At 71.2% G+C, this 13,059-nt stretch carries 10 protein-coding genes and 3 pseudogenes; 7 read left to right on the forward strand and 6 right to left on the reverse strand.

What is annotated here, in order from left to right:
- Nucleotides 1-270 precede the first annotated feature (270 nt).
- Nucleotides 271-726 (reverse strand): recombinase family protein, encoded by a 456-nt coding sequence (locus AQJ67_RS29250; RefSeq protein WP_062722298.1) that lies wholly within the window; start codon nucleotides 724-726, stop codon nucleotides 271-273.
- Nucleotides 727-832: 106 nt separating this feature from the next.
- On the opposite strand from AQJ67_RS29250, the pseudogene AQJ67_RS29255 reads away from it, so the two are divergent.
- Both AQJ67_RS29255 and AQJ67_RS29260 read left to right on the forward strand, forming a co-directional pair.
- Nucleotides 833-1,202, forward strand: a pseudogene (locus tag AQJ67_RS29255) (glycoside hydrolase family 32 C-terminal domain-containing protein); the annotation flags it as partial.
- 258 nt (nucleotides 1,203-1,460) lie between these two features.
- Nucleotides 1,461-2,111: a TetR/AcrR family transcriptional regulator gene (locus AQJ67_RS29260; protein ID WP_062722300.1), complete on the forward strand. Its 651-nt coding sequence runs from the start codon at nucleotides 1,461-1,463 to the stop codon at nucleotides 2,109-2,111.
- Between the two features lie 135 nt (nucleotides 2,112-2,246).
- Here the strand turns inward: AQJ67_RS29260 and AQJ67_RS49625 are convergent.
- Together AQJ67_RS49625 and AQJ67_RS29270 are read right to left on the reverse strand one after the other, a co-directional pair.
- Nucleotides 2,247-2,729: pseudogene (locus AQJ67_RS49625) on the reverse strand (hypothetical protein); the annotation flags it as partial.
- 33 nt (nucleotides 2,730-2,762) lie between these two features.
- Nucleotides 2,763-3,347: a TetR/AcrR family transcriptional regulator gene (locus AQJ67_RS29270; RefSeq protein WP_062722464.1), complete on the reverse strand. Its 585-nt coding sequence runs from the start codon at nucleotides 3,345-3,347 to the stop codon at nucleotides 2,763-2,765.
- 299 nt (nucleotides 3,348-3,646) lie between these two features.
- Between AQJ67_RS29270 and AQJ67_RS29275 the strand changes: the two genes are divergently transcribed.
- Nucleotides 3,647-5,278: an MFS transporter gene (locus AQJ67_RS29275; RefSeq protein ID WP_062722302.1), complete on the forward strand. Its 1,632-nt coding sequence runs from the start codon at nucleotides 3,647-3,649 to the stop codon at nucleotides 5,276-5,278.
- A 580-nt stretch (nucleotides 5,279-5,858) separates the two neighbouring features.
- Here the strand turns inward: AQJ67_RS29275 and AQJ67_RS45735 are convergent.
- The gene (locus AQJ67_RS45735) at nucleotides 5,859-6,254 is read right to left on the reverse strand and encodes a type 2 periplasmic-binding domain-containing protein (RefSeq protein ID WP_244190626.1); all 396 of its coding nucleotides are present in this window, start codon (nucleotides 6,252-6,254) and stop codon (nucleotides 5,859-5,861) included.
- A gap of 198 nt (nucleotides 6,255-6,452) precedes the next feature.
- Between AQJ67_RS45735 and AQJ67_RS45740 the strand changes: the two are divergent.
- A pseudogene (locus tag AQJ67_RS45740) lies at nucleotides 6,453-6,751 on the forward strand (IS5-like element IS4811 family transposase); the annotation flags it as partial.
- A 54-nt stretch (nucleotides 6,752-6,805) separates the two neighbouring features.
- On the opposite strand, the gene AQJ67_RS29280 reads toward AQJ67_RS45740, so the two are convergent.
- Both AQJ67_RS29280 and AQJ67_RS29285 read right to left on the reverse strand, forming a co-directional pair.
- Nucleotides 6,806-7,528 carry a methyltransferase domain-containing protein gene (locus AQJ67_RS29280; RefSeq protein ID WP_107123019.1) on the reverse strand — a complete coding sequence of 241 codons (723 nt, stop codon included), beginning with the start codon at nucleotides 7,526-7,528 and terminating at the stop codon, nucleotides 6,806-6,808.
- Nucleotides 7,529-8,718: 1,190 nt separating this feature from the next.
- On the reverse strand, nucleotides 8,719-9,342 hold the full coding sequence (locus AQJ67_RS29285) for a TetR/AcrR family transcriptional regulator (RefSeq protein WP_062722304.1): 624 nt from the start codon (nucleotides 9,340-9,342) through the stop codon (nucleotides 8,719-8,721).
- 336 nt (nucleotides 9,343-9,678) lie between these two features.
- On the opposite strand from AQJ67_RS29285, the gene AQJ67_RS29290 reads away from it, so the two are divergent.
- From AQJ67_RS29290 to AQJ67_RS29300, 3 genes are all read left to right on the forward strand, one after another.
- Nucleotides 9,679-11,178: an MFS transporter gene (locus AQJ67_RS29290; protein ID WP_079056245.1), complete on the forward strand. Its 1,500-nt coding sequence runs from the start codon at nucleotides 9,679-9,681 to the stop codon at nucleotides 11,176-11,178.
- A 232-nt stretch (nucleotides 11,179-11,410) separates the two neighbouring features.
- Nucleotides 11,411-12,568, forward strand: coding sequence for an L-dopachrome tautomerase-related protein (locus AQJ67_RS29295; protein ID WP_062722305.1), 1,158 nt, complete (start codon nucleotides 11,411-11,413; stop codon nucleotides 12,566-12,568).
- Nucleotides 12,569-12,679: 111 nt separating this feature from the next.
- Nucleotides 12,680-13,027 (forward strand): dioxygenase family protein, encoded by a 348-nt coding sequence (locus tag AQJ67_RS29300; RefSeq protein WP_062722306.1) that lies wholly within the window; start codon nucleotides 12,680-12,682, stop codon nucleotides 13,025-13,027.
- Nucleotides 13,028-13,059 lie beyond the last annotated feature (32 nt).

Consider the following 13,059-nt stretch of genomic DNA (forward strand, 5'->3'; position numbering starts at 1 on the left):
GGCGGGCGCTCCGAACCACTGAGCGCTCCGGAGCAGAACATGACCCCACAGCGGAGCCCTCGGGGCGGGCGAACAAGGGGCGCTGTTGACGAGCGGCGAACCAGGTGACAAGTAACCCCTGAGTAACTTTCGGAGCCGGATCTTCCTCGTCGGACTCGTCGTGGCCCTCGTCCTCGCGGGGATCGGGCCAGCGGCCGAACGGGCCGATCTGGCCAGGGCGTTCGGCTCCGAGTGCCCCGGGGCCCTTCGTACGGTGCGACACCGAGGGGATCACGCGTGCTCCCCTCGGTGTCGGGCATGCGCGAGCAGCGCGGCCGCGACGTCGTTCGCCTGGTCCTCGGTCTGTTCAGCGACCGTGCCCACCGCGTCAGTGGTGCCGCTTCCGGGCCCGGTGAGGTCCACCCGGGTCGGCCGGCGCGGCGCGATGCTCTCCGGCCCGGCCGGTGCGCCGGTCTCCTCGGCTTCGGCGAGCGCGCGGTGGACGGAGGCGAGGAGACCGGCGGCCCGGAGCCGGCCGGAGAGGATCATCAGCTCGGCGACGTCGCGGGCCAGACGCTTGAGCTCGTGGGCGGTGAGGATGACCTCCTGGTCGGGAGCGGCGTCCTTGATGTCGTACGCCAGCTTCAGCGCCTTCTCCAGCTCCGGCCGGGTCTTGACCCGGGTGGAGATCTTCTCGGGGATGATTCGCTTGCAGACCGGTCCCAGCGCGTCGAGCTGGCTCTGCAACTCCTGCTGCGCCCGGCTTCCACGGCCGCCCCGGGACGCGGTCCTCGGGCACCGGCACCTCATGTTTTCCCGCCGGCAGGGCGTTCCCCAACAGGGACCAGAAGGACTGACCTGCGACATCCCCTGGGACCGACTTACGGGTGCCGGGCTGGCAGTTGCGGCGCTCGGCGGACGGCGGGCGGCACGTCGACGTGGGGGTCTACGGTGACCACGCCTTCGTCAACCGCGGTTGCACCGCCGGCCTCGATGCCTCGGACCGCTGGCAGGAGGGCCGGACGCCCTTCGACCTGTCCGCCCGCACGGTCTGCCTGCGCGTCCTCGTCGACCGCACGTCCGTCGAGATGTTCGTCGACGACGGCCGGTACGCGCACTCGACCGTGGTCTTCCCCGACCCGTCCGACACCGGGCTGGCCCTGTTCACCATCGACGGGCAGGCGGTGTTCCGGAACATGGTGATCCGGGAGTTCGCGGTCTGATCCGACGGGGGGGGTGGCCGGTGGGATGGCCGCGACGGACGAGGTCGGCGGCGCCCGGCGCGCCGGGGCTCTCGTCGAGGAACAAGCGCGAGGGCCGCACCGGGCGCGCTCGGTTCCGCGTCGGCCGAGCTTCGGGGGCCACGAGGTGGGGCGGGTCCCGCGTGAGGCAGCGGCCGCTGGGGCGTGATACGGGGGCTTCGGCTCGGCGTGACAAAATGGGGGGCCGTTCGTCCGTCCTTTGATGCTGCGAGGTTCTCCGTGAGCAAGCCCGTGGGCCGCGAGCCGCTGCGCCGTAATGCGCGGTCCAACCGGGCGCGCATCCTGGCCACGGCCCGTGAGGAGCTGGGGCGCAACCCCGACATCACGCTGGAGGAGCTGGCGCGGGCCGCCGGGGTCGTCCGGCGTACCCTCTTCGGGCACTTCCCGGGGCGGGCGGCGCTGGTGGAGGCGCTCGCCGAGGAAGCCGCCGAGACCTTGCGGAACACGGTGGAGGCCGGGTCGGAGCCGGGGGAGTCGGCCGAGCGGGCGTTGGCGCGGTGCGTACTCCGGATGTGGCCCGTGGGCGACCGCTACCGCATGCTGCTGGCGCTCACCCGGCGGGACCTCGGCGCCGGGCGCCTCGCCGAGGTGCTCGAGCCGGCCCGGGAGGCCGCCACCGGGATCCTGGAGCGCGGGCAGCGGGACGGCGTCTTCCACTCCCATCTGCCGCCGGCCGTGCAGAGCGCCAGCCTGATGGCGTTGATCGTAGCTCTGGTGGAGTCCGTCAACACCGGCGCGCTGGAGGACGACGGGCACCGCATCGCCACGGCCACCCTCATCGCGGCCGGCGTGCCGGAGGATCGGGCGAGCGCGGTGGTCGAGGAGGTCGCGTCGGCGATGGCTACGGCTCTTCCGGCCGGCGACGCCTGATTTCTCTCCGGCCGACCCGTTCGACGAGGTGTCCCGGGCGTCGTCGCGGCGGAAGGTGACCGACGTGCCGGAGAAGTGGGCGGTGAGGCCCTGCTCCCTGGTGGTGACCGAGCGCGGTCGGAGGCCGTCGGGGATGTTCCGCGGCGCGATCGGCTCGGCGAAGACCTGGCCGAGCAACGTCTCACCGGCCTCGGGCAGGGCGACGCGGCCCGCGACCTTGAAGTCCTTGAAGATGACGCGGTTGCCGGAGGCCGCCGCGACGGTCGTCGTCGCGGTGACCTCGAAGCCGAGGGTGGTCAGGACGAGGGCGCGGATCCGGTCGCAACCGTAGCCCCGGGTCAGTTCCAGGCCCAGGGCGTCGGACAGGTCCGCGTACGACAGGAAGACGGTCGCCTCCGCCGAGCGGGCCCGTGCCTCGCTGTCGTCGTCCGACTTCGTCAACCCGTCCATCCACAGGGCGAGTTCGCTCACCGGCAGCCGGCGGTCGGAGCCGTCGGCGGGTTCGTGCGCGTACGAGTACGAAAACTCGCACTCCTGGTCACAGTCGCGCTCGGGGCGGGGCGGTACATCGGCCCTCCTCCAAAGGGCGTCAGGGGACAGGGAGTTGGGGGCGGACATGTGTGAGTGCGAGTGGGGTACGGGCACGGGGTTTCAGACGGGACTCGGGGGCGACCCGGACTTCCGTACCTGATCGACCTTCGCGGCGGCGGTGTCCGGGGCGACTCCGGCGGCGATGAGGGCGGCGGTGGCGGCGCCGGTGCCGTCGTCGGACCACGGGCCGCAGTCTGCGCAGTCGAGCAGGGCCAGCAGTTGGGCCTCGATGGCTCGGCCGAGCGGGTCGGGCGGGACGGCGGTCTGGAAGACGCCCTGTCGGCGGCCGTGGGCGAAGACCCTCGCGGCCATGTCGCGGGCGGGGGTCAGCAGTTCGTCGACGCGTGCGCGTGCGAGGTCATGGCCGCGGGTCAGCCGGATGAGGGCGCGGTAGCGGTCGCCGACGGGCCACACCATGAGGACGAATCGCGCCAGGTCCGCGACGGCGTCGGGGGTCGGGGCCGGGGCACCCGCGACGGCGCGCCGGATCGCCTCCGCGGCCTCGGCGGCCAGGCCCTCGACGAGCGCGGCCCGGCCGGCGAAGTGGACGTACACGGTGCGCCGGGCCACACCGGCGGCACCGGCGATGTCCTCCAGGCTGCTGTCGGGGTCGCGGGTCAGTTCCCGCCGAGCCGCGTCGAGGATCCGGGCACGGGTGGCCCGCGCGTCCCGACGCTGCGCCGAAGTCGCGGTCGAAGTCGGCGAGGGGGGTGAAGTCGAAGTCGGAGCAGGAGGGGGCGGCGTCTCGTGGGGCCGGGCCGGAGACCGTCTCGGCCTCGTCGTCGGTGTTCGTGCTGTTCGGCTGGTCACGTCGGTACCTCGAGGGCGGGTGGAAGAAGGGAGCCATCGCGATAGTTGCACACCAACGGGCAATAAACTAGTGTGCACATCGATGGGCAATTAAGTGCTTCCGCTCATCCACCCGTCCCTCTCAGGAGCTACTGATGCCCTTCCTTGCAAACACCCCCGTGGAGAAAATGCCCGGGCCGTACGCGCGGCGCTGGTGGGCGCTGCTCGTGCTGTGTCTGAGCCTGCTGATCACGGTGATGGCGAACACGTCGCTGATCGTCGCCGCCCCCGCCATGACCACCGACCTGGGCCTGAGCAGCAGTGATCTGCAGTGGGTCGTCGACTCCTACACCGTTCCGTACGCGGCGCTGATGCTGGTGCTGGGCGCGATCGGCGACAAGTACAGCCGGCGCGGCGCGCTGGTGCTGGGCCTGCTGGTCTTCGCCGCCGGTTCGGTGATGGGGAGCATGGTCGACGAGACCTCGCTGGTCATCGTGGCCCGCGCGATCATGGGTATCGGTGCCGCGGTCGTGATGCCGGCCACGCTGTCCCTGGTGGTCGCGACCTTCCCCCGCAGCGAGCGGACCAAGGCCATCACCGCCTGGGCCGCGACCTCCGGCCTTGCGGTGGCCGTCGGCCCGCTGGTCTCCGGCTGGCTCCTTGAGGACCACGCCTGGGGCTCGACCTTCCTGATCAACGTGCCGATCGCCCTGCTCGGCGTGGTCGGCGCGCTCGCCCTGGTACCGCCGTCCAAGGCGCAGGGCATGGGCCGGATCGACTACGTCGGTGGTCTGCTGTCGATCGTCACCGTCGGCTCCCTGATCTACGCCGCCATCGAGGGCCCGCACTCCGGCTGGAGCACCGGCCCCGTCACCGCCGCCGTGGTCGCCGGCGTCGGTCTGGCCGCCTTCATCGCCTGGGAGCTGCGCCACCCGCACCCGATGCTGAACGTCCGCAAGTTCGCGCTGCGGCCCTTCAGCGGCTCGATGCTCGCGGTGCTGTTCTTCTTCTTCGGCATGTTCGCCGTGATCTACTACGTGACGCAGTTCCTGCAGTTCGTCCTCGGCTACGGCTCCCTGGACACGGGCGTACGGCTGCTGCCGCTGGCCGGTGCGGTCTTCCTCGGGTCCGCGCTGACCGGGATGCTCACCCCGAAGCTGGGCGTGAAGCCGATGGTGGTGACCGGCTTGGCCATCGGCACGGCGGGCATCTTCCTGCTCACCCAGATCGACAAGGGCTCGACATACGGGGACTTCGTTGCGCCGATGATGATGCTGGGCCTCGCGCTCGGACTGGCCATCTCCCCGGCGACCGACACGATCATGGGCTCCTTCCCCGAGTCCGAGCTGGGCGTCGGCGGCGGGGTCAACGACACCGCGCTGGAGCTGGGCGGTGCGCTGGGCATCGCGGTGCTGGGCTCGCTGCTGGGCACGGCCTACCGCGACGAGCTGACCGACCTGGTGGGCAACCGGCTCCCGGCGGAGGCGATGGAGACCGCCAAGGACTCCGTCGGCGCCGGCCTGGCCGTCGCGGAGCGGGTCGCGCAGGATCCCGCTGCCGGGCCCCAGCAGGCCCAGGCCGCCGTGGACGCCGTCCACCAGGCCTTCGCCCACGGAGTCGCCCAGACCAGCCTCATCGGCGGGATCATCATGGCCGCCGGAACACTGATCGTCCTCGCCATCCTGCCGGGCCGGCGCGGGTTCGCGAAGCAGAGCGCCGAGCCGGGGGCCGGGACGACGGCGAGCGAGGCGGCGACGGTGCGGGAGCACACCGGGGCCACCCGCTAGATCGCTGGCGGGGCTCCACTGGATCGCCGGGCGGCGCGTCCGCCGAGTCGCCGGGGGCGCGTCCGCCGAGTCGCCGGGGGCGCGTCCGTAGGATCGACGGGCGACGTGTCCGCTGGGCACCGCCTCCGCCGGATCGCCCGCCAGGCGCGTCGGGCAGGAGCCCGGCGGCGCGAGACGCGCAGGGCGCGGGCGTGGTCCACGGTCCACGGCCAGCGGGTCTCCTGCCGGAACACCTCACCGTCCTCGGCCTCCGGGCCGCCCCGGGGCTCTCCTCCGGGCGGCCCGGAGGCCGAGGGCCGTGAGGTGACAGCGGCGGTCGCCGCAGACGCCGCCCTGCGACGACAGGCAACCGCCGTTCTCCTCCGCTACGCCGCACTCCGCTATGCCGCACCCGCCGCTGCTCGCACCCACGCGGCGGCGTCGTGCCACCGCCCTCTGATGCTCGTGCCCTGCGGCCCTGCGCCCCCGCCCCCTGAGCCTCGCGCCCCCACGGCACCGCTCGAGCCGACAGCCCTCTGCCGCCGTCACCCTCAGCTGCTCGCACCCCCGCGGCGGAGCCACGTACGTCACGCCCGCCCCCTCAAGGCGCAGGCGTGAGCCCCAGGTTCTCGGCCGACCGGCGGAGGCCTCGACCACGGCCGCGGTTCGGGGTTGTGGGCCGGACGGGGAAGCGGGCCATACGGCCGCGATGCGGCGGTGGCCCGCCACCGGGACCGCGGGGCAGGGCCACGGTTTCGGGCGGGGCACCGGTGAGGGCGAGGGTGGGGACCACGGCCGTGCCGAGGCCCGCTCGGACCAGGGACAGTGCGGTGGGAAGCTCCCGAGCGGTGTGGGCGCGGCTCGGGGTGTAGGCGTGCTGCGCGGAGATGCGCGCGAGGGCACGGCCGCACGCCGTGCCGGGCGGGGGACCCCGGGGGCGGTCGGCGAGGTCCCTGACCGAGCGGGGCGACGGTGACCAGTCGGCAGGGGTGACCACGCGGTACTCGTCGTCGGCGACCGGCGCGGACGCCAGGTCGCTACTGCTCGTGCGGATCGGGATCGTCGCCGTCGTACTCGACGACCAGGCGGAGGCCCGCCGTAAACGCGCCGAGCTGACCGGCCGTTCGACGGGCCGACGACGATCGCCGCGTTCTCCGCGGGCATCTGCTCGTCCCGGCCCTCGCCGCCCTCGCCCGCCTACACCGGAAAGCTCGTCGACTGGGCGAAACAGCACCTCAACCTGACCGTCAAGCCGGTCAGCCGCCCCAAGGACGCCTCTGGCTTCGTCGTGCTGCCCCGCCGCTGGGTCGTCGAGGTCGCTCGCGTGGATGATGGACGCGCGCCGCCATGCCCGGGACTACGAACGGCTCATCCAATACTGAGACCCTGATCGTCTGGGCCGTCATCACCCTCATGACCAGGCGTCTCGCACGGAAGGGGGCCACCCCCAGCCGGCCAAGGAAACCCACATCGGCCACGAGCGCCTGGCAGGTGTGGTCACCGTTCCCCGGCCAAGCGGATCCCCGCAGCCCGTGCTCCATCTGCTCTCTAGGCGGAGGCGGCGGCCACGAAGAACGGAATGGCGATGAGGAAGCGGTCGGCCTCGGCGCGTCGGTGCTGTTCGGCGAGCCACTCATCGGCCTGGTCACGGCCGACGGCACCGCTCATGCAGGCCGACTCGGCGAGCCCGGTGAGCAGCGACAGCATCGCGGGATCGGTGAACACGCTGGTGTGCACCTCGACGGTGACGTCGTTGAAGCCGCCGTCCAGGAGCAGGTTGCGGTACTGGCGGGCGGCGCGGGGCGTGCCCAGGAGGTCGGCGCGGGCGTGCACGATCGTGCGGGTGAGCGCCGCGTCATCAGAGTCGACCATGATGGCGTCCCAGTCCTGCCCGACCAGGACGATCCTGCCGCCCGGGCAGAGGACGCGCCGCGCTTCCGCCACCGCGCGCCACGGCTCCTGAAGTGCGTGGAAGACCTTGTCGGCACGGTAGCCGCGCACACTTCCGTCGGCAAACGGCAGCTCCTCCGCCCCCGCCTCCCGGAACTCGGCCGCCGGCCACCGTTTCCGGGCCTCGGCCAGCATCCACGGATCGGGATCCACGCCCACCGCGTTAACGCCCCGCTCGGCCAGCTCGGCGACGGCCCGCCCGGCACCGCAGCCGATGTCCACAACAGACGAGTCCGGGACAAGAGACAGCAGCTCGTAGGAGCGGGCCCGCAGCCGCCTGGCGCTCGGCATCTGGTCCATCGCGTCGAGGAGGGCCAGCATGGCCTCGGTGCCGCGGTGCTTTTCCACGAAAGGAGTCGTCACAGCCATGGCCTCCTGCCTTTCCTTGTCAGTCATGGTTCGGTCAACCCTTCGAGTTCTGGGTGGTTGGCGGGGGGTCAGTCGTTCAGGAAGCCCAGGATGTGGTTGGCGACCGGTGCCCTGTGCCGGGTATGACGATGCGTTCGAAGCCGTTCGTGAACAGGTCGTCCATGCCGTCGCCGTCCATGCCGTCGCTCGCCTCCACGGAAAAGCAGTTGTCGTCGGCCCCGTGGAGGTAGAGCGACGGGACGGTGATAGCGCCGGGCGTGCACGCAGCCTGTCCGGTGAGTTCAGGACATTGTGTACTGAACAGTCAGAAACCTAGGCGGTTCTGTACTGAGCTGTCAAGTACGTCGGACGGTGGTGCCGGCGACCACGGCGACCAAGGCGGGCGCGTTCACCGGGCCGGGGCCGGTCTTTCCCGTGCTCTGCGCCGAGACCCCTCACGAACGGGCGGGGAAGCCCCTTGCCGTCAGCTCGGACGGACCATGTGGGCCTGCGCGGTCGTGCAGGCCATCGCCTTGGTCTCGGCGTCGGACACGGGTGTGATGTCCAGCGGCAGGTCGGGGGGCCTCGCAGACCTGTGGCCGGCGCGGCTCGAACTGGAACCCCTGGGCGGCGACGAGCGGCCGGGTGCGCGGTGGTGGCCGTAGGCCTGGGCGATCCCACGCGTCAGCAGGGTGGTCGCCTGCGCCGGTTGCGGTCCCGGCGGTACGGGGGCGTTTGCCGCGTGGGTGAGCGGGACGTCAGGCTGACGCTCGCGCGGGATGGCGACGGTCGGGCCGGTCGCCGACTCGTCGACGCCCGGCGGGAGTCCGTACGGGTGCCCGCATCCGCGGGGACGGCACCTGGCTCTACGAGGGCAGCGAGGCGGAGCGGTGGCACGAATTCGTGCCACCGCGGTCCGAGTTGGCGCAGCGGCGGCCGAAGTGCCACCGGGCCGGCGGCGTAGCGTTCGGCGACTGACGTGCAGTTCAAGCCCGGCGACACCGCGCCTGCGGTGGAGCAACCCGACTGGAGGCGGGCGCAATTCTTCGCCGGCCGCCCGGACGACCGCCCGGCGGCGCGTAAACCTACAGGCCGCGCCTGCGCGGCGTCGAAGTGGGCCGACCGCATCAGACGCCGGTGCGGCGAGGCCGGCTGTGCCCTTGTCAGTGGTGGCGCGGGCGAGGCAGCAAGGCGAACGCGCTCTCCGCGATCGAGGTCAAGCGGTCGGGACTGTGGCCGTAGGCGCCTACGACATCGCTCCCGCGGATGACGGTCAGCAGAAGGTACGCGAGGTCGTCGGGATCCGCGTCGGGGTCGATGTCGCCGTTGCGCTGCGCCGCTCGCACACACTCCGCCACCGCCGTCCGGACCACGGAGAAGCAGTCGCTGGCCAGCCGTTGCACCTCGGGGTCGGAGGCGCCGATCTCCAGGGCCATCTTGGCGGCGAAACAGGCCGCCCCCGTCCGGTCGGAGGCGGGGGGCACGTCGGGGGCGAGCGGAACCCCATGGACGGCGCGGAGCAGGTAGGCGTGCAGTCGCTCCAGGGCACCCTCGTCCGGTCCGGCAAGCATCTTCCGCGGACCCTCCCCCAGCCGGGCGAAGTAGCCGCCCATCGCCTGCATCAGCACGCCGCGCTTGCCGTCGAACGCGGCATAGAGGCTGCCGCGGCCCAGGCCGGTGGCGGCGCTGATGTCGTCGACGCTCGTGCCGTTGTAGCCCGAGGCGCGGAACTGCCGCTCAGCGGCATGCAGGACGTGGTCGCGGTCAAAGCTTCGTGGTCTGGCCATGCATCGAAGGTAAAGCCGACCCACCCTTCTTGACAACCCAGTACAGAACCGCCTAGGTTCCTTACCGTTCAGTCCACAACGATCCTGAGCTCACCGGACAGGGTGCGTGCACGCCCGGCGCGATGACTGGCCGGCGCCGACATCAACAGGATGCTGGCCACCGCGGACACCGACGCGGCCCTCCAGAGGATTGCCGAGGGAAGCCCCGAAGCGGCCACACGATGATCTCGAAGCCCTGAGATCTCAGCCCGTCATCCGGTCGCCTCACCTTCATCGGTGAGGAAACCCATCAGATTCCAGACGGCTTTCAGTCATGCCGAGCAAGCAAGGGAAAAAATGAGTACCAGCATCGACCGCGGGGCGCCCGCCTCCGGAAAGACAGACTCGGGCCTTCGCGGCTCACATGCCGTGCGCTGGTGGGTGCTGGTCGTCATAGGCATGGCACAGCTCATGGTCATGCTCGATGCCACCGTCGTGAACATCGCGCTGCCCGAGGCACAGCAAGACCTCGGCTTCAGCGACGGCAGCCGGCAGTGGGTCATCACGGGGTACGCCCTGGCGTTCGGCAGCCTGCTGCTGCTCGGCGGCCGACTCGGTGACCTGTTGGGCCGACGCACCCTCTTCGTGATCGGCTTGGCAGGTTTCGGGGCCGCGTCCGTCGTCGGCGGCTCGGCCGGCAGCTTCGAGATCTTCGTCGCGGCACGTGTGGCCCAAGGCCTCTTCGCCGCGCTGCTCGCGCCCGCGGCACTCTCACTGCTCAGTGTGACCTTCACCGAACCGTCGGAAAGGGCGAAGGCCTTCGGTATCTTCAGCGCGCTGGGTGGTGCGGGCGGCGCGATCGGGCTGCTGCTCGGCGGCATGCTCACCGAATGGGCGTCGTGGCGCTGGGTGATGTACGTGAACGTCGTCTTCGCGGCCCCCGCCCTGATCGGTGCACTGCTGCTGCTGGCCAAGCCCGTGATCACTAAGAAGCCCCAACTCGACATTCCGGGCATCGTCGTGGTGAGCGCCGCGCTGTTCGCCGTCGTCTACGGGTTCGCGCACGTAGAGTCCACCAGCTGGACCAACCCGGTCGCCCTCGGCTCCATGATCGTCGGCGCGGTGCTGCTCGCGGTGTTCGTCTGGCTGGAGTCCAGGGTCGCGCATCCGCTGCTGCCCCTGCGCCTCGTGCTGGACCGGACCCGCGGTGGTTCGTTCGCGGCGGTGTTCGTCCTGGGCATGGGGATGTTCTCGATCTTCCTGTTCCTGACCTACTACTTCGCGGCCAGCCTCGGCTACTCGCCGATCAAGACCGGTCTGGCGTTCCTGCCGATGGTCGCGGGCGTCGTCGCATCGTCGACCACGATGCCTTCGCTGGTGCTGCCCAAGGTCGGCCCGAGGATCGTCGTCAGCGCCGGCTTCCTGGTCGCCGCAGCCGGTATGGCCCTGCTGACCCGGCTCGAGCTGGACAGCGCCTACGCCACCCACATCATGCCCGGCCTGATCCTGCTGGGTCTCGGCATCGGCGCGGTGATGAGCACCGCGACCCAGGGGGCGACCTCAGGCCTGCACCACGAGGACACGGGCGTCGCCTCGGCGCTGATCAACACCGGTCAGCAAATCGGCGGCTCCATCAGCACGGCGCTACTGACCACCATTGCCTCGTCGGCCGCGACCGACTACCTGACCGCGCACAAGCCCAGCGCGCTGGCCGCGGCGCAGGCCGGGGTCGAGGGCTACACGGCCACCTTCGCGTGGGGCTCCGGCTTCTTCGTGGTCGGTGCGGTGATCGCCGCGTTCCTGATCCCGAACCGGGCTCTGGCGCCGTCCGAGGGCGAGCCCGTGATGGCCCACTGAACCTGGATCCACCCTGGAGATGCCCTGCCACCTGCGATGACTGTTGTTCTCAGGACACGAACCAGCACAGGAAAGCAGGGCATCTCCAGGGTTCCACCGCGACCGTCTCGCCCCGCGAATCCACGACAGGGCCTTCTCCGCGATAGACCTCACCACCCGCCACCCGCGCACCAGAGAACTGCTGTCCACGGCGAAGTCCTTGGTGCAACCAGACCCAACAGGAGACACTCCCATGAAACGACGTACATTCCTCGGCGCGACCACCGCGTCGCTGGCCGCCACCCAACTCGCCGGGCCCGCCCACGCCACCAGTTCAACCGCCGGCCCAACCGCCGGTCAGTACACGGTCGTCGCCCGCTTCTGGGGCTCGATGCCGACGGGTGTCACCGTCTCACGCCACGGCCGTATCTTCGTCAACTTCCCCCGCTGGGGCGACGACGTCCCGTTCACCGTCGCCGAACTGCGCGGCGGGAAGCCCGTGGCCTACCCCAACGCCGAGGTGAACCGCGAGGACGCCTCCGACCTGGCCGGGCACTTCCAGTCGGTGCAGAGCGTCGTCGTCGACCCGGCCGACCGGCTGTGGATCCTCGACACCGGAAACCCGCTGTTCGCCGGGTCCTCCTACGGCGGCCCGAAGCTCGTGGCGGTCGACCTGCGCACCGACCGGATCGTACGGAAGATCCTCTTCCCGCCCGAGGTGGTGCCGTCGAACAGCTACCCCAACGACGTGCGCTTCGACCTGCGGCGCGGCGCCGAGGGCATGGCGTTCATCACCGACTCGGGCGGCTCGAACGGCATCATCGTGGTCGACCTCGCCACAGGCCACTCCTGGCGGCGACTGGCCGGGCAGCCCTCAGTACTCCCCGACGAGCAGTTCCTTCCCGTCATCGAGGGCGAACCCCTCATGATCCGCCCCGCGGGCAGCGAACCCATGCACTACGAGACCGGCTCCGACGGCATCGCCCTCAGCGCCGACGGCAAGCGCCTCTACTACTCCCCCCTGTCCAGCCGCCGACTGCACAGCGTGGCCACCGACGCCCTCGCCGACCCCGACGCCACCGACGCCGAGGTGGCGGCGACGGTCGAGGACCACGGGTTCAAACCGATGGCCGACGGCCTGGAGAGCGACGACAAGGGACGGCTCTACGGCGGCGACCTGGAACACAACTCCATCTGGCGCAGGAACCCGGACGGCACCTACCGCACCCTCGCCCAGGGCACCGACCTCATCTGGGTCGACACCCTGTCCGTCGCCGCGGACCGGCACCTGTACGCCACCGCCAACCAGCTCAACCGGATGTCGCTCTTCCACGAGGGCGAGGATCTGCGCCGCAAGCCCTATCTCCTGGTCCGCCTGCCGATCGACGCCGGACCGGTCAGGCTCGTGTGACCTCTCCGGCCCGCGTCACGTGACTGCCTGGTCGCTGTCCCTGTCCGGACGGCGAACCGGTCCACCAGCACGCCGGCCGAGGGCTCGACCACGGGGCCTGGGTGCCGCTGAATGACCATGTATCCGCTGGCCGAGGAGGGTGTGCTGGTGATCGGCTCCGGCTTTATGACGCACGGGCTGCCGTTCATCACCCGTGCGATGCTCGAAGGCCAAGTCCCGGGCTGGTCCGCCGAGTTCGACGCCTGGGCCGCCGACGCCCTCGCGCGCGGCGCCGGGGACGAACTCGCCGCGTTCCGGACGAGGGCGCCCGGTATGCCGTACGCCCATCCGACCGTCGACCACTACATCCCGCTGTTCATCACCCTGGGCGCCGCCGCGCACCCCGACCCGTCGGTGCGGACCACCGTCGAGGGGTACACGGTCGGCTTCTCCAAGCGCTCGTCCCAGACCGCCGCGTGACACCGACAGCCGTATGACGACAACACCGAATC

It is taken from the genome of Streptomyces caeruleatus (genome assembly GCF_001514235.1).
GTDB lineage: Bacteria > Actinomycetota > Actinomycetes > Streptomycetales > Streptomycetaceae > Streptomyces > Streptomyces caeruleatus.